16 protein-coding genes are annotated in these 21,857 nt (G+C 41.3%); 7 read left to right on the forward strand and 9 right to left on the reverse strand.

Annotated features, from left to right (window positions below; all coding sequences use genetic code 11):
* Window positions 1–6 precede the first annotated feature (6 nt).
* Together TOL2_RS08915 and TOL2_RS08920 are read right to left on the reverse strand one after the other, a co-directional pair.
* Window positions 7–558 carry an RNA polymerase sigma factor gene (locus tag TOL2_RS08915; RefSeq protein ID WP_014957166.1) on the reverse strand — a complete coding sequence of 184 codons (552 nt, stop codon included), beginning with the start codon at window positions 556–558 and terminating at the stop codon, window positions 7–9.
* Window positions 559–646: 88 nt separating this feature from the next.
* Entirely contained in the window at window positions 647–1,858 is a 1,212-nt protein-coding gene (locus TOL2_RS08920; protein WP_014957167.1) for a putative sulfate/molybdate transporter, read from the reverse strand.
* A gap of 225 nt (window positions 1,859–2,083) precedes the next feature.
* Here TOL2_RS08920 and TOL2_RS08925 point away from each other — a divergent pair, with 225 nt between their 5' ends.
* Window positions 2,084–3,529: a sensor domain-containing diguanylate cyclase gene (locus TOL2_RS08925; RefSeq protein ID WP_014957168.1), complete on the forward strand. Its 1,446-nt coding sequence runs from the start codon at window positions 2,084–2,086 to the stop codon at window positions 3,527–3,529.
* A gap of 238 nt (window positions 3,530–3,767) precedes the next feature.
* On the opposite strand, the gene TOL2_RS08930 is transcribed toward TOL2_RS08925, so the two are convergent.
* From TOL2_RS08930 to ilvD, 5 genes are read right to left on the reverse strand one after another with little or no spacing between them, the layout of a single operon-like run.
* A complete protein-coding gene (locus TOL2_RS08930) occupies window positions 3,768–5,312 on the reverse strand; it encodes a 2-isopropylmalate synthase (RefSeq protein ID WP_014957169.1) in 1,545 nt (514 codons plus the stop codon).
* Window position 5,313: 1 nt separating this feature from the next.
* Window positions 5,314–6,909 (reverse strand): citramalate synthase, encoded by a 1,596-nt coding sequence (gene cimA, locus TOL2_RS08935; protein WP_014957170.1) that lies wholly within the window; start codon window positions 6,907–6,909, stop codon window positions 5,314–5,316.
* A 50-nt stretch (window positions 6,910–6,959) separates the two neighbouring features.
* Window positions 6,960–7,451 carry an acetolactate synthase small subunit gene (ilvN, locus tag TOL2_RS08940; RefSeq protein ID WP_014957171.1) on the reverse strand — a complete coding sequence of 164 codons (492 nt, stop codon included), beginning with the start codon at window positions 7,449–7,451 and terminating at the stop codon, window positions 6,960–6,962.
* Between the two features lie 27 nt (window positions 7,452–7,478).
* Window positions 7,479–9,170: a biosynthetic-type acetolactate synthase large subunit gene (gene ilvB / locus TOL2_RS08945; protein ID WP_014957172.1), complete on the reverse strand. Its 1,692-nt coding sequence runs from the start codon at window positions 9,168–9,170 to the stop codon at window positions 7,479–7,481.
* 9 nt (window positions 9,171–9,179) lie between these two features.
* Complete coding sequence (gene ilvD / locus TOL2_RS08950; RefSeq protein WP_014957173.1) at window positions 9,180–10,856, reverse strand: dihydroxy-acid dehydratase; 1,677 nt, start codon at window positions 10,854–10,856, stop codon at window positions 9,180–9,182.
* An 803-nt stretch (window positions 10,857–11,659) separates the two neighbouring features.
* Between ilvD and TOL2_RS08955 the strand changes: the two genes are divergently transcribed.
* Window positions 11,660–13,963: a response regulator gene (locus TOL2_RS08955; protein WP_051012335.1), complete on the forward strand. Its 2,304-nt coding sequence runs from the start codon at window positions 11,660–11,662 to the stop codon at window positions 13,961–13,963.
* Window positions 13,960–15,108 carry a response regulator gene (locus TOL2_RS23580; protein WP_014957175.1) on the forward strand — a complete coding sequence of 383 codons (1,149 nt, stop codon included), beginning with the start codon at window positions 13,960–13,962 and terminating at the stop codon, window positions 15,106–15,108. The genes TOL2_RS08955 and TOL2_RS23580 overlap by 4 nt, the downstream gene beginning before the upstream one ends.
* Window positions 15,109–15,134: 26 nt before the next feature.
* Here TOL2_RS23580 and larB read toward each other — a convergent pair whose 3' ends face one another.
* A complete protein-coding gene (gene larB, locus TOL2_RS08965) occupies window positions 15,135–15,896 on the reverse strand; it encodes a nickel pincer cofactor biosynthesis protein LarB (RefSeq protein ID WP_014957176.1) in 762 nt (253 codons plus the stop codon).
* Window positions 15,897–15,910: 14 nt separating this feature from the next.
* The gene (locus TOL2_RS08970) at window positions 15,911–17,086 is read right to left on the reverse strand and encodes a ParM/StbA family protein (RefSeq protein ID WP_014957177.1); all 1,176 of its coding nucleotides are present in this window, start codon (window positions 17,084–17,086) and stop codon (window positions 15,911–15,913) included.
* Window positions 17,087–17,367: 281 nt separating this feature from the next.
* Between TOL2_RS08970 and cmoA the strand changes: the two genes are divergently transcribed.
* From cmoA to TOL2_RS08990, 4 genes are all read left to right on the forward strand, one after another.
* On the forward strand, window positions 17,368–18,096 hold the full coding sequence (gene cmoA, locus TOL2_RS08975) for a carboxy-S-adenosyl-L-methionine synthase CmoA (RefSeq protein ID WP_014957178.1): 729 nt from the start codon (window positions 17,368–17,370) through the stop codon (window positions 18,094–18,096).
* A gap of 87 nt (window positions 18,097–18,183) precedes the next feature.
* Window positions 18,184–19,155: a tRNA 5-methoxyuridine(34)/uridine 5-oxyacetic acid(34) synthase CmoB gene (gene cmoB, locus TOL2_RS08980; RefSeq protein WP_014957179.1), complete on the forward strand. Its 972-nt coding sequence runs from the start codon at window positions 18,184–18,186 to the stop codon at window positions 19,153–19,155.
* Between the two features lie 138 nt (window positions 19,156–19,293).
* Window positions 19,294–20,520 carry a BREX system ATP-binding domain-containing protein gene (locus TOL2_RS08985; protein WP_083863541.1) on the forward strand — a complete coding sequence of 409 codons (1,227 nt, stop codon included), beginning with the start codon at window positions 19,294–19,296 and terminating at the stop codon, window positions 20,518–20,520.
* 66 nt (window positions 20,521–20,586) lie between these two features.
* On the forward strand, window positions 20,587–21,852 hold the full coding sequence (locus TOL2_RS08990) for a BREX system ATP-binding domain-containing protein (protein ID WP_014957181.1): 1,266 nt from the start codon (window positions 20,587–20,589) through the stop codon (window positions 21,850–21,852).
* The last annotated feature ends 5 nt before the right edge of the window (window positions 21,853–21,857 follow it).

The raw sequence follows: 21,857 nt of genomic DNA on the forward strand, positions 1-21,857 counted from the left end.
TCCTTGTTAAAATTTTAGATGTTTTTTCAAGCCTTTTCTGGCTCTGAAAATCAAAGACTCCACACTGGAAATTGAAAGGTTTAAAATGTCACTGATTTCCCTGTAAGAATACCCTTCATTCACCCTTAAAAGCAATGCTGCCCGTTGGTCTTCAGGAAGCCTTTTTAAACCTGCCATGATATCTTTTCTTGTTTCCCACTCCTTGATTTGATCTGGTTGACTTGTGTTTTGTGCGTTTTGATTTAATGCATCATAAAAGTGTTTGTAGCGTTTACGTCGTTTGATCTCATTGATCGAAAGGTTATACGCTATTTTAAATATCCAGGAGGATGCTTTTACGCCGGTCATTTTTTTGAATTTATGTACAGATGTGTAAATTCTTATAAACACTTCTTGTACGATATCTTCTGCTGTTGTACGGTCACCCAGGTATCTGAGTAAAAAATTAAAGAGTGCAGCTCCGTGTTTTTGAACCAGACGTTCGAACGCCTTTTGATCTCCTTTTCCTGCTGCCGTTATAAGCTCTGCGTCCTGATCTGTTTTGATCATATTATTCATTGACTATTGCAATAGTCTGTTTTGATTTTATCATATCGGGTCTTCCTTGTTTAAATAACTGGGGTTGCCGATATTATTATTTTTTATGTTAAACAGTCAATTTGTTTGATTTTAAGGCATAAGCTATGGCAATACCGACAATAAAAGCCGCTGCAAGATTTGAGGCCAGTGTTATGCCCAGCATCATTAAAGAAACAAACAGATCTTTGTGATTTTTTATGTCAATTATTGTCATTGACAGTTGACTGCCTGCAAACAGGAGCAACACTCCCAGTACCGACATGGGAATAAGGTATAAAATCGACAGCAGATGAGAGCCGAATACAACAGCTAAAATCAAAAAGATGGAGCCGATAATCATATTTGATCCGGCAGTACGTGCGCCGAACCGATAATGAGCTGCCAGCCCGCCGGCACCATGGCACAGCGGCATGCCGCCAAGGAAAAAACTCATAAAGTTTGCCAATGCCATGCTGATGCAAGCTGATTTATAAGTTACTTTTTTTGATTTATCGTCAAAATAGTCCTTGGACAGATCTGCATAGGCAATAACTGCATTCCCTAATGTCATTGGTATTTGAGGAAGAACCAGGGCAAGTAGAGCAAAGGTGAAGTCTGCCCGTGTGGGAAATTCAAAAGGAAAAAATTCAGAAAGATTGAGTCCGCCCATAAGATTATTAAATGCTTTGTAAATACCTTCGTGGGTTCCCCAGACGAGTCCTATAAAAATGCCGCCTGATACGATAAAAAGTCCGGCTGGTAATCGTTTGTTTTCCAGTAGCAACAGAGTAAGGAGTCCGCCGATAATCCCTATAACAATACCAACGGGCAGAGGCCCGAGATTCTGTACTGTAAGATAAGGTTCAACGGCCTGTCTCAGTATCTGGAATTTCGAGGTGCCAATGATAAACCTGACTCCCTGAGCCATCAAAAGAACACCCGTTGATAACTGTACCCCCCGGATGACCGGTTTGGGAACATATTTTCCTATAACCTTGATCGCATTGGTTCCCCCTATGATTAAAAGAAAGCATCCCACCCAAAATCCCGAGGCCGATATCTGGGAAGCACTCATCCCGGTTGCAATTGCGTAGGCTCCGATAACCTTCATTGGCTGAACAGGTACGGTGACTTTAAAATACAGTCCGGAAAGAATATAAAAAAGACCGACACTTAAAAATATGCCCATCGGATTCAGGCCGTTGATCATTGTCATGCCTATGGCCATTGGAAGTAGAGTGCCCAGATCTCCCAGAGAACCTGCAACTTCCATTCGGTTGAATTTGTACTGTGTCATCATCTGTTCACTCCTTTACCTTGCTTGTTTATAGTAATTCAGTGCTTAAATTAGGCTTTAAAATGTTAAACAACTCAAATATGAAAAACTTGCAAATTTTTTTTCTGGCTATTGTTAACAGACTATGGCAGCTTATAATATTTGTTTGATTTGGAATTAATGGTATAAAATTTTACATCATAAAAATGTCGGATAGTTAATTGTTTGCGTAATAATTAAGAGGAGTGGATGGAACAAAGAAAAAATAAATTGATGTTAATGATAAGCCTGCTGTTGATAATTGGATTTGGCGCAACAAGCCTGGCAAGTTATTTTGTTTCAAGGTCATCACTAAGAGATCAGATTGTCGGACGTGAACTTCCCTTAACCAGTGACAATATTTATTCGGAAATTCAAAGAGATCTTCTGCAGACTATTTTTATATCTTCTTTGATGGCAAATGACACCTTTCTTCGGGACTGGGTGATAAAAGGAGAAGAAGATGAACAACAAATTGTGCGCTATCTTCAAGAAATCCGGAACAAATACAATGCCGTTACAAGTTTTTTTGTTTCCGAACAGACACGGATATATTATCAGGCAAAGGGAATATTAAAAAAAGTACAAGAGAACCAGCAGCGGGACATCTGGTATTTCAGGGTAAGGGCTTTGACATCTGATTATGAAATTAATATTGATCCGGATATGGCCAACAATGATTCCATGACCATTTTTATTAATTTTAAGGTTTTTGATTATGATAAAAAATTTATCGGTGCAACCGGTGTGGGGCTTAAGGTAAGCGCAGTTAAAGAATTGATCAAAAAATATCAAAAAGATTATGACAGGCAGATATATTTTACAGATAAACAAGGCAATATAACGCTACATGGATCAAATTTGATAAATCCCGATAAACCGATTACAAGGATGAAAGAGATATCATCCATAGCAGATGAAATTTTATCAAAATCAAGTGGCTGCTTTAAATACAAAAGAGATGGAAAAACAGTTCATTTGAACACAAGATACATCCCTGAATTTGACTGGTACTTACTGGTTGAACAGACAGAAGAAAAAGCAATAAAACAGATTCTTCACACTCTTTTGATCAATCTTGCAATATGTGCGGTGATTACAAGTGTTGTGCTTGTTTTAACCAATTTGACCATTTCATCTTACCAGGGCCGTCTGGAAAAAATGGCAACAATTGACAAGTTGACAGGCATATACAACCGTCAGGCGTTTGATATGATTTTTCATCAGGTACTTCAGGACATCCAAAGGAAAAATTTCACACTGTCAATTATTTTGTTTGACATCGACCGGTTTAAAAATGTGAATGATCAATTCGGGCATCTGGCAGGAGATGCTGTAATTAAAAATATTGTAAAAATTTCCAATGCTGCCATAAGAAGATCAGATGTTTTATGCAGGTGGGGAGGTGAAGAATTTTTAATCCTTTTAAAAAAATGCAGCCTGGATGATGCTTATACAATTTCAGAAAAAATAAGGGATACTGTGGCAAAAACCTCTACAGTGTATGAGGATAAAAAAATTATCGCCACAATCAGTCTGGGGGTGGGTCAGTATCGTCCTTTTGAAAAGGAAGACATTTTTCTTTCCAGGGTTGACAAGCTTCTTTACAAAGCAAAACAAAACGGAAGAAACAGGTCTGAAAAAGAATTTTCATAAGGTGCAGGACAGGTATTTTGCCCTTGGTTGAAAGACGCCTTTATTTTGAACGCTAAAAAAAATACCACCGCTTTTATTCTGATGGTTTAAGCGTAAAAGCGGTGGTGAATCGTTTTATATGAAAGAATTTTTAACCTGCTGAAATTAAATATCTTTCATTATTTGTTGTGGCAGAGTGATATGCCATGGTCGTTATTAAAAAAAAATAGTGATTTCAGTTCTGGGTGTATGGGATAATTTAAAGGTTGTCGGGTTTTACAATTGGATGGCTTTTCAGGTATTCCAATCTGTTTAAACCGTTGATGTAAGCCAGGGCACTTGCCGTAATAATATCCGGGTCCGTGCCTTTTCCCAATGCCACGATTCCGTCTTCCTGCAGCCGCACAGTTACCTCACCCTGGGCATCCGTGCCTTCGGTCAACGCTGAAATGGTAAATCTTAAAAGCTCTGATGTGGTCCCGGTTAATTTTGATATGATATTGTATACCGCATCAATGGGACCGCTTCCCGCTGTCGCTCCCTGGACGGGACGGCCGTTGATGTTGAGCTTTACACTGGCTGTGGGAAAAACTGTGTTTCCAGATACAACATTGATATATTCCAGGGTAAAGACTTCAGAGCTTCTTAATACTCCTTCGTTGATCAAGGCTTCAATGTCCTCATCCTGGATGCTTTTTTTCTTGTCGGCCAGGTGTTTGAACTTTTCAAAAACTTTGTTCAGCTCTTCTTTTGAAAGATTGTATCCCATCTCCTGAATATGGGAATTAAGAGCATGACGTCCGGAATGTTTGCCCAACACCAGGCTGTTTTTGCTCAGGCCAATGGTTTCCGGTTTCATGATTTCATAGGTCATGGGGTTTTTCAATACACCGTCCTGGTGAATCCCGGCTTCATGGGCAAAGGCATTGGCCCCAACGATGGCGCGATTGGGCTGCACTAAAATTCCGGTTATCATGCTTACCAGGCGACTTGTGGGGTAAATTTTTGTGGTGTCAATGGATGTGGTCTGAGGGAAAAAATTGGGCCGTGTGTGCAGAGACATGACCACTTCTTCAAGCGAGGTGTTGCCGGCCCGTTCTCCAATACCGTTGATGGTGACTTCAACCTGCCTTGCACCGGCTTTTATGGCGGCAAGAGTATTGGCTGTGGCAAGTCCCAGATCATTATGGCAATGAACGCTCAACACAGCCTTGTCCATATTGGGAGTGTTTTGCATGACATGTTTGATAAGCTCACTGTATTCTTCCGGGATGGCGTAGCCCACCGTGTCAGGAAGGTTAATCGTTGTGGCGCCTGCATCAATTACCGCTTCAAACACTTTGCACAAAAATGCTGGATCAGACCGTGATCCGTCTTCTGCTGAAAACTCCACATTGTCCGTATAGGAGGCGGCAAGCTTTACAGATTCAACCGCCTGTTCCAGCACCTGTTCCGGCGTCATCTGGAGTTTGTATTTCATGTGCAGTTCAGAGGTTGCAATAAAGGTGTGGATTCTGGGGTGTGCTGCATTTTTAACGGCTTGCCATCCCCGGTTGATATCGTCTTTATTGGCCCTGCAAAGAGCTGCAATCTGGGCGGTTTTAAGGGTTTCAGCAATCGCTTTGACCGCTTCAAAGTCACCTTCTGATGCTGCCGGAAATCCTGCTTCAATAACGTTGACACCCAGTTTTTCAAGCTGGGTGGCAATACGCAGCTTTTCAGGCTGGTTCATGCTGGCTCCGGGTGATTGTTCGCCGTCCCTTAAAGTTGTGTCAAAAATTATTATCTGGTTGTCTGTTGTCATCTTATTTTGCCTTGTTTTGATCGTCTAATGAAAGTTTGTATTGAAAACTGTCAGCCAATGCCTGCCAGCTTGCTTCTATAATATCTTCTGAAACACCGATGGTTGAAAAAATGTTATTTTCATCCCGGGATTCAATAAGAACCCGGACCTTGGCATCAGTGCCGTCTTTTCCGTCAATGACCCGGACCTTGAAGTCCACCAGGCGCATGTCATTGATCTGGGGGAATATTTTGGTCAGTGCCTTTCTTAATGCATTGTCCAATGCGCTGACAGGCCCGTCTCCTTCTGCCGCAGTGATTTCGGTTTCCTTGTCCACCTTGATTTTGATCATGGCATGAGAACAGCAGGGTCGTTCCTTGTCTTTTTCAACAGTTACCCGGAAGGATTCAAGCTCAAAATATGGGACAAACTGTTCGGTGAGTTTTTCCATGATCAGTTTTAAAGAGGCTTCTGCCGCATCAAATTCAAACCCGTCATCTTCAAGCTCCTTGATGCTTGAAACAATCTGATGGCCGTTGACGCCGCTTTTGCCCATATTCATGCCCATCTCTTTTGCTTTGTATTCGATGTTGCTTTTGCCGGATTGCTCTGAAACAATTACCCTGCGCTTGTTTCCAACCAGTTCCGGGGCCATGTGTTCATAGGCCAGGGGATTTTTCATGATGGCGCTGACATGGACCCCGCCTTTGTGGGCAAAGGCACTTTTTCCCACAAATGGCCTTGAGTTGACCGGCGGGACATTGGCGGTTTCAGAGATAAACCTGGACAGGTTCAAAATCTTTGCAAGGTTTTCGCTGGAGATGCATTCCCGGTTCATTTTAAGGGCCAGTATGGGAATGACTGCGGTAAGGTCGGCATTGCCGCATCGTTCGCCATATCCGTTAATGGTGCCCTGAACCATGGTCGCACCTGCATGAACAGCATTAATGGAATTGGCAACCGCCATGGCGCAATCATTGTGGCAATGAATGCCGAAGATCAGGCCGGGTACGTCAATTTTCTTGAAATGATCGATTGTTGCCCGGGTTATGGTGTCAATTTCACAGGGCATGGACCCGCCGTTTGTGTCGCACAGCACAAGGCACCTTGTTCCGCCTTCAACCGCTGCTTCAAGTGTTTTCAAGGCATAGAGCGGGTTGGCCTTATATCCATCAAAGAAATGTTCCGCATCGTAGATGACCTCTTTGTCATGACTTAACAGATAAGCAACACTCTGCTTGATCATGGCAATATTTTCCTCTTTTGTGTTCTGCATTATGGATTCAACATGCAGGTCCCATGATTTTCCAAAAATTGTGATCGCAGGCGCTCCGCTATTTATTAATGCCTGAAGATTGCCATCCTGTTCACAGGTTTTGCCCTGGCGCCGGGTGGAACCAAAGGCTGTCACCTTGGCATTTTTAAATTCCATCTTTTTTGCCAGTTCAAAAAAATGCTGGGCACCGGGATTTGATCCCGGCCATCCCCCTTCAATATAGTGGATGCCTGCATCATCAAGTCTTCGTGCTATTTTTACCTTGTCTTCAGGAGAAAAAAAGATGTTTTCTCCCTGCATGCCATCTCTTAGCGTGGTATCGTATAAAAGTGCTTTTTCCATTGTTTGTCCTGTCTGGTGGTGTTTACCTGTTAATCACATTCTTAACTTGCTTACTTGCCATTCTCCCGTGCCAGGGCAATGGAGCCGGTAGAGGCGATTTCAATGATCCCCATAGGGTTTAATAAAGAGATGATTGCATCATGTTTTTCATTGTCCCCGGACACTTCTATGGTGTAATGGGACAGCCCCACATCAACAATCTTGCACCTGAAAATATCCACAATTCTCAAAATATCCGCTTTTTTTTCGGGCTGTGCATTGACCTTGATTAATGCCAGTTGGCGCTGGACATATTTTTTGTCTGTCAGGTCTGTTACCGTGATGACATTGATAAGCTTGTGCAGCTGTTTTTTTATCTGCTCAATAATATGTGGTTCACAATTGGTCACCATTGTAATTCTTGATACTTCGGGTTCGGCAGTGTTGGCCACACTCAAACTGTCAATGTTAAATCCGCGCCCTGAAAAAAGCCCTGCAATTCTTGAAAGAACGCCTGGTTCATCATCTACGAGGATAGAAAGTAAGTAGCTGTTTGTTTTCATGATAAATATCCTTTTTCAGATTTTAAATTAAACCAGGAGCATTTCCGTTATGCTGGCACCTGCGGGAACCATGGGGTAAACAGACTCTTCTCTGTCCACGGCAAATTCCATAATTACCGTTCCTTCGGTGTTCAGGCCTTTTTTGAGTGTGGATTCAACCTCATCAGGCCGGGTGCATCTTAATCCTTTTGCACCGTAGGCTTCGGCAAGTTTTACAAAATCAGGGGCATTTTCCATGTTTGTGGAAGAGTAAACCTTATCATAAAACAGTTCCTGCCATTGCCTTACCATACCCAGATATTGATTGTTCAGGATGACGATTTTAACATCTATTTTTGATTCAATGGCCGTCATCAGCTCCTGGATATTCATCTGGATGGAGCCGTCGCCTGCTATATCAACCACAAGCTTGTCCGGGCGGGCGGCTTTGGCTCCAATAGCGGCAGGCAGCCCGAATCCCATGACACCCAGTCCGCCGGATGTGATAAAATGGTTGGGCTTGTTAAAATGATAATATTGTGCTGCCCACATCTGGTTTTGCCCGACTTCAGTTGTAATTATGGCATCTCCCTTTGTCAGTTCATAGAGTTTTTCAATGACAAACTGGGGCTTGATCACCTCATCGCCCTGGTTGTATTTCAAGGGCATTGTGCTTTTCCACTCCTCGATCTGTGCAAGCCATTTGGGCCGGTTATTTTTAAACTCTTCCGGGTCCCGGCCTTCCATTAATTGAACAAGCTCTTTTAAGGCAGCCTTGCAGTCTCCCACTATGGGGCATTGAACTTCAATGTTTTTATGGATGGATGTGGGATCAATATCAATCTGGACAATCCTGGCATCAGGTGCAAATTTTTTAACATTTCCGGTAACCCTGTCATCAAACCGGACCCCTGCCGCAATCATGAGATCACAATTGCCAATGCTCATATTGGCCCTGTAAGTTCCGTGCATTCCCAGCATTCCCAACCACAGGGGATCAGATCCTGGAAATGCGCCCAGCCCCATCAAGGATGCCGTGACGGGGATATCCGTAATTTTTGCAAGGCGGGTAAGTTCCTCGGAAGACTCGGAAAGAATTACACCGCCACCGGCAAAAATAACCGGCCGTTTGGCCTGTTTGATCAGATCAACCACCTTGGAGAGCTGTTTTTTATTGGGTGTGTAATTGGGTTTGTAGGATTTTAAAGAAATCTCACAAGGTTCTTCAAACTCAATTTGGGTTCCCACAATATCTTTTGGCAGATCAATGAGGACCGGGCCGGGTCTGCCTGATCTTGCCAGGTGGAAGGCTTGTTTAACTGTTTCAGCCAGTTTTTCCACATTTTTTACAAGGTAGTTGTGTTTGGTACAGGGCCTTGTAATGCCCACTATATCCACTTCCTGGAATGCATCATTGCCGATCAGCGCCGTTGGAACCTGGCCTGTAAACACAACAAGGGGGATGGAATCCAAGTATGCAGACGCAATTCCCGTAACCGTGTTCGTAGCTCCGGGACCCGAGGTAACCAGGGCAACGCCAACTGATTTATTGGCTCTTGCATAGCCGTCTGCAGCATGGACAGCGCCTTGTTCGTGCCTGACCAGAATATGCCTAAGGCCGTTCTGCTTTGCCAGTGCATCATAGATATCAATGACAGCACCGCCGGGATATCCAAAGATTGTGTCAACCCCTTCTGCCTTAATCATTTTGATAAGAATCTGGGCACCTGTAAGTTTCATGTTTTTCTCCTATAATATGTCTTTGAATATGGCACCGTTGCCGGCCGAGCTAACCATTGCCGCATACCGGGCCATATAACCTGTTTTGATTTTAGGTTCAGGTTTTTTCCATCTGCTGAACCGGTCTGCAATCTCATTTTCCGAAACCAGAAGTTCAATGGTTTTTGCCGGGATATCTATTTTTATCTGGTCATTTTCTTGAATGATTGCAATGGTTCCTCCCTCTGCTGCTTCCGGTGAGATATGGCCGATGGATGCCCCTTTGGTTCCTCCTGAAAATCTGCCGTCGGTAATCAGGGCAACTGTGTCATCCAGTCCCATGCCTGCTATGGAAGAGGTGGGGGTCAGCATCTCACGCATGCCAGGACCACCGGCCGGCCCTTCATACCGGATGACAATGACATCCCCTTTGTTGATCTGGTTGTCGACAATAGCCTGGGTTGCGTCTTCTTCACAATCAAATACCCTTGCCGGTCCCTGGTGTTGGAGCATCTCGTCTAAAACCGCAGACTGCTTGACCACACAGCCTTCTTTGGCAAGATTGCCAAAGAGTACTGCTAACCCTCCTTCGCTGTGATAGGGGTTTTCAATCGGTCGTATCACCTGCTGGTCTTTTTTTACAACTGTTTCAAGGTTCTGGGCGACGGTTTTTCCTGTGGCTGTAAGACAGTCTGTATTGAGCATGGCATGGTCAAAAAGCTCTTTCATGACAGCAGGTATGCCACCGGCAAAATTCAAGTCTTCAATACGGTCCTGGCCTCCTGGGCTTAAAGAACACAAATGAGGAGTTTTTCTGCTGACCTCATTAATTAAGTTCAGATCTATATCAACATGGGCTTCATGGGCAAGCGCTTTTAAGTGAAGTACTGTGTTGGTGGAACATCCCAGGGCCATATCCACCACCAGTGCATTCATAAATGCCTCTTTGGTCAAGATTTTATCCGGCGTAATTGCTTTGTCAAGCAATTGCATGATCTGTATGCCGGTTTGTTTGGCCAGCCTGATTCTTTCAGACATGGGTTCGGGAATGGTTCCATTTCCAGGGAGGGCCATCCCAATGGCTTCGGTCAGGCAATTCATTGAGTTTGCCGTAAACATCCCGGCACATGATCCGCATGTGGGGCAGGCGGCATTTTCAATGGCGAAAAGTTGTTGTTCCGTCATTTTGCCGGATTGAACCGCCCCCACGGCTTCAAATACCGTGACAAGATCAATTTGCTGATTTTTATTATCCGGGTGTTTCCCTGCCAGCATGGGACCGCCACTGATAAATATGGCTGGAATATTCAATCGTGCAGCTGCCATGAGCATGCCGGGAATAATTTTGTCACAATTTGGAACCATGACAATGGCATCAAAAGGATGGGCTGTTGCCGTGACCTCTATGGAGTCTGCAATGAGTTCACGGGAGGCCAGTGAATAGTGCATGCCTTTATGGTTCATGGCAATACCGTCACACACACCAATGGTTGAAAACTCCATGGGAGTGCCGCCTGCCATACTGATGCCTGATTTTACAGCCTTTACAATATGGTCCAGGTGCATGTGTCCCGGAATCAATTCATTGGCTGAATTGGCAATACCGATAAGGGGCTGGCTAATTTCCCTGTCCGTATATCCCATGGCCTTGAACAGGCTCCTGTGGGGCGCTCTGGCTATACCTTTTGTTGCGATATGACTTCTCATGTTGTTTGTCTCCAAACCAAAAAAGCCGTTATCAGCCCTTTTGGGGCTGATAACGGCTTTTAAAGTTTATTTAAAGTTTATGCCACTAAGAGCCCCTTCGCCTGGAGGTGTTAATAATCACCCCCACGATAATAAGGACTAATAGTATGCTAAGAATATTTGTAATCATAATTTTTACTTTATTTAAATATAATTAACTATATATAAATTTTGTAAAAGTCAAGAATGTTTTTTTCTCTCTAAAGCTTTTTTATAAAAATCTTAAAAAAGTTATACAGAAATTTTCGATCTTTGTTTAAAGCAAATCTTAAATGAAATATCGGGTCTGCAAATGGCAGTTTATATGAAAGCTTTCAAAAATACAAAGAGCGAATTTCGTGCTTTGTTGTGGGCAAAATAAACAATAAACAACAGGTTTGCGCATGGCAGTTATTCTGAAAATAAATTTGACAATATAGAGCATGGTTCTATATAAGTCTGCTATGACAGTTTATGGTTCCATAAATCTAAAGGCTTTTTCTCTTGTTTTTTCAGGATTGCTTATCCTCCAGTCCGGTTTGTTTTTTAAGATTGGTGCTTTGTCTCTGGTTGCATTGAGCGGTTTTTTTTTGCTTATAAACATAGTCAATTTATATGCCTTGAAAAAAACAGGCACAACTTTTCGTTGTCATATATTGAATACTTCCTTTGTGTCTTATCTTGGCTGCCTTTGCTATAATACCGGTGGATTTTACAGTATCTCTATGGTTCTTTTGTTGTTTGTACCTTTACTTACAACTGTTTTCCAGGATAGGAAATTCAGAGTGCCGTATCTGATCGTTGCCGGTTTGATTTTCTTTTTGTTTTATTTTGATCAACGTTTGAATTTAAGCATCCTGGTCAGTGAACAATTTGTTAACATCAGCCTTTACCGGTTTTACAATTTTTTGGTCATTTCCGGCTGTTTTTTTGCTATTGTCATGGTCCGGGAAAGAAATTATGAGCAATTTGACATACTTCTTGATCAATCCAGGCAGGAGTGCCGCAGGATTTCTGAGAATGCCGATAAGGCAACGAAAATAAAAGATGAATTTTTAGCAAACATGAGTCATGAAATCAGGAATTCAATGAACGGCATCATCGGTATGATGCATGTTTTGCTTGATTCTGATCTGGATGAAGAACAACGTTCCTATTCCAAGATTGTTTATAACAGTGCCAGGGATTTATTAACCATTGTAAACGATATACTTGATTTATCAAAAATCAAAGCAGGCAAACTTGAACTGGATGTCAGGGATTTTGATCTTGATATTGCCATAAAAGATATGGTGTCCCTGCCTGAATTACAGGCCAGGCAGAAGGGCATTGATTTCTTATGTTTTATAGATTCCGATGTTCCTTGTCTTTTGCAAGGGGATATCGGCCGGATTCGTCAGGTGATTAATAATCTGACGGGAAATGCCATAAAGTTTACAGGTTCAGGAGAAGTCAGATTAAGTGTTACTTTACGAAGGGAAGATGAAACATCTGCAACCCTTTATTTTTCTGTGGAAGATACCGGTATAGGTATCAAGGATGATCAGTTGACAACCCTTTTTGAATCCTTTACCCAGGCAGATCTTTCCATCACCAAAACATACGGGGGCACTGGATTGGGATTGGCCATATCAAAATTGCTGGTTGAAAAAATGGGCGGTAAGATCGGTGCAGAAAGCATTGATATGATAGGGTCTACCTTCTGGTTTACACTGCCGCTAAAAAAACAAGTTGAAAAAGAAAAGACAGTTGATCTTTTTACCCGGAATGCTGAAGATTGCAGAATACTTGTCTTAAGTGACGGTTCAGTCCTTGGAAAGAGTTTTGAAAACAATTTGAATGAATTGAACATGGATTATGATCAGGCCTTTGATGATACAAAAGCCATGGAAATGCTCAGATGGGCAAAAGATGATAACAATCCTTTTCATATGGTGATCATGGAGGCCAAGGAATTTTATGAAAACGTGGAAGCATTGGGAAAAAAAATAAAGCAGGATGATCAATTAAAGAATACACGATTGATACTGCTGTCATCAATCGGGAAAAAAGGGGATGCCAGGCGGTTTGAAGAAATTGGCTTTTCGGCATTCTTGAGTGAACCGGTTGAAAAAAAACTTCTTCAAGATTGTATTAAAGCTGTTTTATCAAGGTCATACCCAGAAAAATCATACCCAGAAGATGCCGGGAAATTGCCGATAATGACCCGTTACAGTATCCTTGAAAGTAAAAAATATGTCAGGCAGATCTTGATTGTTGAAGATATGGAAACCAATCTTTTAACGGCAAAAGCATTGATTGGTAAATTGGGATATCAAACAGATGTCGCAAAAAACGGACTTGAGGCCATAAATAAACACAAAAACAACTCATATGATCTGATTTTAATGGATTGTCAGATGCCTGTGATGGATGGGTTTGAATCAACCCGGCAGATCAGGGAGAATGAGAAGATATTGAAAATGGACCATGTCCCGATTATCGCCATGACCGGAAATGTCTTTGAAAAAGACCGTCAAAAATGTTTTAAAGCAGGAATGGACGATTTTATTTCAAAACCGGTTGAACCTGATATTCTTTCACAAAAAATCAGGTCAAATTTAACGGACAGGTTACAGTTTGTAAAAAAAGATTGTCCTGAAAAATTTGAAGATGAATATGAGCAAGATGATGAGCCTATACAAAATAACGAACCTGGTAAAATTGATATCAAGACTGAAACAGTGCAATCGGATTTGTTGTCCAAGACAGACATGAAAATGGATATGTGTTTTAACAAGGATAAATTATCTGAACGATTTGGGGGCGATGAGGAGATCATCAAAGTTGTATTGGATTCTTTTCTACAGGAAGCCCCGGAGTTGATAGATGCTATCGACGATGCAATTGATCAAAATTATGCCGAGGGTGTAAGATTAAATTCACATGCTTTAAAAGGATCTGCCGCAAATGTTAACGCAGATTTGTTGAGAAATGCCGCTTTGGATATGGAAACCCATGCAAAGGTAGAAAATTTCAATGCATTTGCCTTAACGTTTGAGGCAATTCAAAATGAATACAAAAAGTTTATCAGGAAAACAAAATTATGATCGATATTGATAATATGTCAATCCTTGTTGTTGATGATATGAAAAGCATGCGATTAACCATTCGAAAAATGGTCAAAAATCTGGGTATTGGAACAAATTTAAAATTTGCTGAAAACGGAAAACAAGGTCTGGATATTTTAAAAAACGAACATTGTGATTTGGCTATCCTTGACTGGAATATGCCTGTCATGAATGGAATTGAGATGCTTGATAAAATTCGAAATGATAAAAAACTCAGGGATCTGCCGGTTATCATGGTAACGGCTGAAGCTGAGAGGGATATTGTTTCCGAAGTGGCTGAAACTGAAATTGACGGATACCTGCTTAAGCCGTTAACCCTTGAATCTTTAGATACGAAAATAAAAACAGTTGTGGAAAAAGCCAATAACCCGGACCCTGCAACTCTGCACCGCTTAAAGGCAAGAGATCTGGAAGAAAAAGAACAGTATGAAGCCGCCATTGAAGAGATTAAACTTGCTTTGTCTCATAAGCCGTCTGCCTCAAGACTCCTTCGCCAGTTAGGGTTGCTGCATTTTAAAATTGAGAAAAACGCCATAGCCGAAAAATGCCTTTTAAAGGCCGCATCTGTGAACAAGCAGGATGCAATTTCAAGGATTCATCTTGCTGATTATTATAGCCAAAACAAAGAACTTGAAAAAGCGGGTAAATATTGTCTTGAAGTTTTGTCATTGACGAACCAGTATAATGAACAGGCCTTTGATCTTGGTGAAAAATTGCTAAAAAAGGATTTCAGGCAGTTGTCTCTGAATATTTTTTCAAAATTCATTACCCGTTCAAAAAGACAAAGTGCGGCAAGGCAACAAGTTATTGATGTCTGTTTGTTCCATAATGAATTTGAGTATCCTCAAGAATTGCTTGAGCGTGTTATCAAAGATAATCCCTCCAATTATGAGATGATTTATAAGGCAGGGTTGATACACAAGCAGGTGGGTGAATGGGCAAAAGCTTTAAAGTGTTTCATGGAAGTTGACCGTCAAGCCAAGGGCCATATTGAAGCAAAATTTCAGATTGCAAAAATACATTGCATGAACAAAAAAATCTTTGTGGCAGATGACTATTTGAATCAAATTCTCAGGATAGATCCCAAAAATGAAGCGGCAATAGAGCTTAGAAAAAAAATTTAAGATTAATTTTCAGCACATAACGCGTATTATCCGGATACAGATACATGGTTAATGGATGAGGCCATAAATCCAGCTCCAAATCCATTGTCAATATTTACCACGGCAATATTTGAACTGCAGGAATTGAGCATCCCCAAGAGAGCTGTCATTCCACCAAAATTTGTACCATATCCGATGCTGGTTGGAACGGCAATGACAGGGGCCTTGACCATTCCTGCCACCACACTGGGAAGCGCTCCTTCCATTCCGGCAACAACAATGATGACTGCAGCTGCCATGATTTTTTCCTGGTGGGCAAAAAGACGGTGAATACCTGCGACACCAACATCAAAGATTGATTCCACCTCATTTCCCATGGCATGGGCGGTTAGCAAAGCCTCTTTTGCAACAGGAATATCAGATGTGCCGGCAGTCATGACCAGAATTTGACCACAGCCTGTTATTTTGGGTTCATTCTTTTTAAACCACATGAATTTTGCGTCTTCAAAATATTGGGTTCCTTTAATTTTTGAGCTTATTTTTTGAGCTTTTTCTTTTTTAAGCCGGGTCACAAGAACGATCTCTTCATGGATGATGATTTTTTTCATGATCTCAATAATTTGTTCACTTGTTTTTCCTTGTCCAAAAATCACTTCGGGAAAACCTTTTCTCAGGGACCTGTGATGATCAATCTGAGCAAAATCAATATTTTCAAAAGAGATGTTTTTCAGCTTGCTTTGGGCATCCTCAACAGATAGCGATCCTTTGGCTACAAGAGATAAAACTTTTGTTAAATCATTTTGGTTCATGGCAACCTGTGAATTTACCCCTGGCGTTTCAGCCAGGAAAGTCCTTTAGACTGATTATTGAGTTTTGCTTCATCCTGATATGGGGTTTTGTTTGTTTTGTCTTGATCCTCGGCAGGCGCTTGATTGTTTTGCTCTTCTTCCGTATTTTTTTGTTCTTTTGGGTTTTCTGCAATATATTTGGCATATCCCCACTTGTACCTGCCGAATTTGCAATATCCACGGACATTATTGAATCGGGCATCCCCATTGTTTTCCATTGGGATAACATTACCATCAATATTCGGGCTTAAATATTTTGCCAATTCTACACTTCCGCCGCCTGAAAGGAGAATGGAATCCATGTCCCAGTCATTTTCCCACAGCCGGTTGAGATCGGATGCAATGGCTGATGCGGCATGAGTGTAAACTCTTTTTTTGAGATTTGAGATATTATATTCTTTTCCCTTGATCTTGATCATTCCCGAATCAATAAATTTAAACATTCTATACAATTCAATATTCATGTTGCTTTCCTGCCTTAATTTGTTGGCGATTACGGAAAAGCACTTTGAAATACCGGTATCCATTGTAAGGGAACCTCTTTCAATATAGTGAAGGTGGTCAAAAATACTAAAATCCGTGGTCTTAAAACCAATATCCACAACGCCAAGCTTCTGGGTGGCAAGGTCCCGGTTTTTTATTTTTCCCTGTTTATCAAAAAGCATGTTGAAAATAGAGCCAATGGGTTGGGGAATGATATGAATTTTATCAATATTAATTCTTTTTTTTACATCCTCTCCATTTGTATTGTGAAGGGTTATGTCGTGAACCCCCAAGATCATCTCTTTTAATTTTTTGTGATCTCTTCTTAAATATCCAACAGGTAAGCCTGATACAACATGAAGGGGTGCTGATGTGTCGGTGCAGATACTTGCGGCTGTGATAGCGAGGATTTTAACAAACTCTTCAAGAAGTTTTTCCTGGTCAAGAGTGAATTCACGGATGTTTGACTGAAGTTCGGCATAATTGCCAAGAAAATAGGATTTGTTTTCCAGGGTAATATGCAGATTTGAAGTTGAAGAATCTTCACCCAATGAAGAACGGTAATGGATATCCGTGGCATCTCCGAGGATTGATTTGAATATGACGGAATTTTTGCCATTATATGCTTTTGTAAACCCAAACCCGACATCAATTCCAATAATTTCCATATTATTTTCCTCCTGAAGCTTTTAACTCCATTGTGGGATCACCATTGTGGGATCAATTGAAGACTTAACTTTCGAAAGTCGGCAAATTTAGGTGGGGTATGCTAAAAGCCCGTCTGCTAAGCTTAAAGTCCGAAAGTTGAGTTAAAGATTTAATTTCAGCTGCTAAATAGCATTATGAAATGAGTTGCGTCAAGGGATAATGAAATGGATTTCAGGTATTCTTGCACTTATTTGCAGAATATTATAAAACCTGTAAAAAAAATATTTTACAGGCAGCAAAAATGGCTAAAGACAAAGTATTTGCAGAAAAAAAAAATAAGGTTAAACCCTTTGAATTTAATAAAGAAGTGGCTGATGTGTTCGATGATATGCTGAACCGGTCAGTACCTTTGTATATGGAAAGCATTGAGCGGCAGTCCAAACTGACTGCTCAATATTATCAGGCGGGCAGCCGGATTTATGATCTTGGCTGTTCTCATGGAAATCTTGGGATTTTGATTTTGAATCAACTAAAGGAACGCCCCTTTTCAATGGTTGCTGTGGACAGTTCAAAACCCATGATTGAAAAGTATAAAAAACGTCTTGTATATCAGGGGAAAACCCGGCCGGTTGACCTTGTTTGCGGTTTTTTAGAAAATATTCATATTAAAAATGCCTCAGTGGTATTGATAAATCTGACCTTGCAGTTTCTTGATATGAAAAAACGAGATGCTCTTATCAAAAAAATTTATCAGGGGATGAATCCAAACGGCATTCTTCTTTTAACGGAAAAAACCGTTCATGAATCCAAACAATTAGATGATCTTCAAACAAGCTTTTATAAAACTTTCAAACTTGAAAACGGTTATTCAGAGCTTGAAATCAGTCAAAAAAGGGATGCACTTGAAAAAGTTCTCATCCCGGATACTATTGAAACCCATAAAAACAGAATTTTAAATGCAGGTTTTGCTCTATTTGATGTCTGGCTTAAATGGTTTAACTTTGCCTCAATGATTGCGATAAAAAAATAATCTGTCATATATTGCAGATATTAGTGGCAGGCTTGTTTTATTGGCTTATTTTTCAGATCACACATAACCATAAAGGTCACATATAAAATGGAAAATTTTCTTCAATATTATCATCACTTGAGATTAGATCAGCATTATAATGAGTTCAAAAGACTCATAAACGAAAAAAGAGCTTTTCTGGATCATGCCAAAGGTAATTTTTTAAAATTCAAACAGATTGTGGATGCCCTGCCGGACTTTCGTCCTTCAATCATAGATCTTGAAAATCAGGCCGTCACCATTGGTGATTCATCAGATCTTACACCGGATCAATACCATTTGCTGAATAACAGTGTTGAACAGCTGTGTCCATGGCGAAAGGGGCCGTTCAACCTTTTTGGTATCAAGATTGATTCTGAGTGGCAATCATGGATGAAGTGGGAAAGGCTTCAACCTCATATCGGCAGCCTTAAAGGGCGGCGAATTCTGGATATCGGGTCAAGCAACGGATATTACATGTTTAAAATGGCGGCTAAAAATCCATTAATGGTTTTGGGCGTGGAACCTCAAAGTACGTTTTATTTTCAATATCTTATTATGCAGAAGTTTTTAAGGCAAAAGAACGTGTTCTGTCTGCCCGTTACCCATGATCAACTCCCGAAAACAGACAATTATTTTGATACGGTGTTTTGCATGGGGGTGTTGTATCATCGAAAATCTCCTGTTCAAATGCTCAAGGATATTTGTGATTCAATGAGACCAGGCGGGGAACTGGTGCTTGAAAATCTTGTTATTGAGTCAAAACAAAATCTTTGTCTTTTTCCAAAAGACCGGTATGCAAAAATGCGAAACATTTTTTTTATTCCCGATCTTCTGGCAATGGAATCCTGGCTGCTGCGGGCGGGTTTTACAAACATCAGGTGTGTGGATATTACCAAAACCTGCGGGCAGGAGCAGAGAAAAACCAGGTGGATACAAACGGAAAGTTTAAAGGATTTTCTGGACCCGGATGATCCTGATAAAACCATAGAAGGATATCCTGCACCGGTTAGGGCTATTTTTCTGGCAACGGCAACTTAAAGCGACTTTAGATGTGGGAACCGGAGACTTTTTTTTAAAATCCAAAATATTGACAAAAAAATAAATTTTTGTAGAATACTGGGTTGCTTTTAATTCATAAAACATAAACCTGAAAAGGTAATAAAATAAAAAAAGGCAATATATGACGGAAAACACAAGTTTCTTTTTTTTACAGTAGGACGGCAAAACTGGCTTACCTTTATTGAGGATGATCTGGAAAATTATATCGGGCAGGGCGGCTCCAAAGTGAGGTTTGTCAACGGTGATTATGGTGATGGTAAAACCCATTTTATGTCGGTGATCCGGCATCTTGCCATGGAAAAGAAATTTGCAGTATCTTTTGTGGTCCTTACCCGGGAAGTTCCCATTCATAAATTTGAAACCGTTTACCAGACAATTGTCAGGCAGCTTCAGGGTGATTTTCAAGGAATCGGTATCAGGAACATGCTGGCGGCATGGCTGGAAAAACTGGATACAACAACGGTTCAGGGCAAAACGGATGACGCCCGGAAAAACAGGATGGCTTTGGCCGAAGAGTTCAGAAATATCCAGGGCATGGACATTAATTTTGCCAATGCCCTGGCCGCCCTTGTGAACAACAGGTTTGACCCTGAGTTTTTTGAAGATCAAGAAAAACAGGATGCCGACCATGAGGTGTTGCTTCACTGGTTTGAAGGGGGCAAGGTGACCAAACGCGAACTCAAGCCGTTTCAAATCTATGAGTTCCTCAATAAAACCAACAGCAAGCAGTTTATGAACTCTTTGATTTTGTTTTTGCGACATATCGGCCATCAGGGATTGATCCTGCTCATGGATGAGATGGAAACTGTTGTGGCACAAAGTGCTTCCATTCGTAATGCAGCTTATGAAAATGTTCGCTTGCTGATTGATAACAGTGAGTCTTCACAATATCTTCACATCTTTTTTTCCATTATTCCCGATGTGTTGATGTCGGAAAAAGGGTTTAAGTCTTATGATGCATTGTGGAGCCGTATCCGATCCATTGGTGAATCAGCAAAATTAAATTACAGGGGTGTGCTGGTGGATATCCATCAAACCCCGCTTAAGAACGAAGAGCTGGTTGAGCTTGGGGGGTGCCTGCGAACTTTGCATGGAATTTCCTACCGCTGGGAACCAAAGGAGATGGTAACTGATGAGCTGATGGAGCAGATCTGTTCCAACCAGAAGCGAATGGGGGTGATCAGCGAGGTTCGTTTGTTTATTAAACATTTGATTCACATCCTTGATATGGCTGAACAGGGACAGTCTCCTCAGGATTTGGATATGGACCGGGAGATGGTGGAAACCAGACGGAAAACGGAGGCTGAAAAAATTGAGCAAAAGCAGCCTTCCTGGGATAATTGACCAAAACCATAACCCAAAATCCAATACAAGAACCCAAAACCTAAAACCCAAACAGGACACACAAGAATGGATGATCTGGATTTTCAGGATCAGTTGAACACTTTGGATAATTTTGAACTTCGCAGGGCAGTGGAGCGGTTGCGTGAAGGTTTGTTTGATCCTCTGGGTGTGCGCTTGCTCACAACTGGTGAGGCACAACTTACCACTGCCTTTGATAAAGGCGTTAAAGCCATTGACAGTGACAAATTCTCCCATCTGTGTGTTTGCGGTGCATATGGACAAGGCAAATCCCACAGCCTCAATTATATTAAACAGCGGGCTTTGGATCAGAATTTTGTGGTCAGTTATGTGAATCTTGATCCAAGACAGGTGCCGTTTCATGATTTTAAGAGTGTTTACCGGGCATTGATGGGGGCCATGGAATTTCCCGAACCAGAAAAATCCTTTGTTTCTGTATGGAAAACCCGTGTTGCTCAATGGCTGGCCTTGCCGGAAAACAGCAAAAAAACTTTGTCAGATCTTATTCCACAGGAGATCCCCCACCGTTTCAGAGCAATTTTAGCTGCTATGGCCCGGAAAAATATGTCCTTGTCCTCCAAAAAAAGAAAATTTAAAAAACATGCTCGATTCAAACCAAGGGAATTTTCCTGGATACTGAAAAACGCCCTTATGGGAAAAAATATCCCTGCCTGGCGGTTGCGGTCTGTTTTTTATTATCGTGAGGTATCGTTTTATAAGGAGCATTCTTTGGTATGCAGTGAACAAGAACATTATCTGGCAATGGTTCAAGGCATGGCAAATTTGTTTCAAAAAATCGGGTTCAAGGGATGGGTGGTGTTGTTTGACGAAGGCGAATCCATTGTACAAACCCGTATTACCTGCCGCAGTAAAAGTTATGCGTTTCTTGATGAAATTTTTTATCCTGAATCAACCGCCTTGGGATTGTATCCTGTTTTTGCCTTTACCCCTGAATTTTTCACCCATATTGCAAACGAAGACTATGACCAGGTTAAAATCAAAAAAAATGCCGGCAATGAAATCTCTTTATCCCCTGAGGTTCCCTATTTTAAACAGAACTACGGCAGGGCCTGGGAAAAAATAAATATTCACACTTTGCAGGACTTGTCACCAAAAGAGTGGGAAACGCTGATTCATAAACTGATCTTAGTCCACGCAGGTGCCTATGGATGGAAACCTCCTGTTGCTTTGATGCAAAGCCAAATGAACCGGGAATTATCAGGACTGAAAGGTATTGAAGCACGTTTGAAACTCAAAATTCTGGTAAATCATCTTGATTTTGAGCAGCAGAGCCAGGTGATGGCCGTTGCTTGATAAAG

It is taken from the genome of Desulfobacula toluolica Tol2, from assembly GCF_000307105.1.
In the GTDB taxonomy this organism is placed as follows: Bacteria; Desulfobacterota; Desulfobacteria; order Desulfobacterales; family Desulfobacteraceae; genus Desulfobacula; species Desulfobacula toluolica.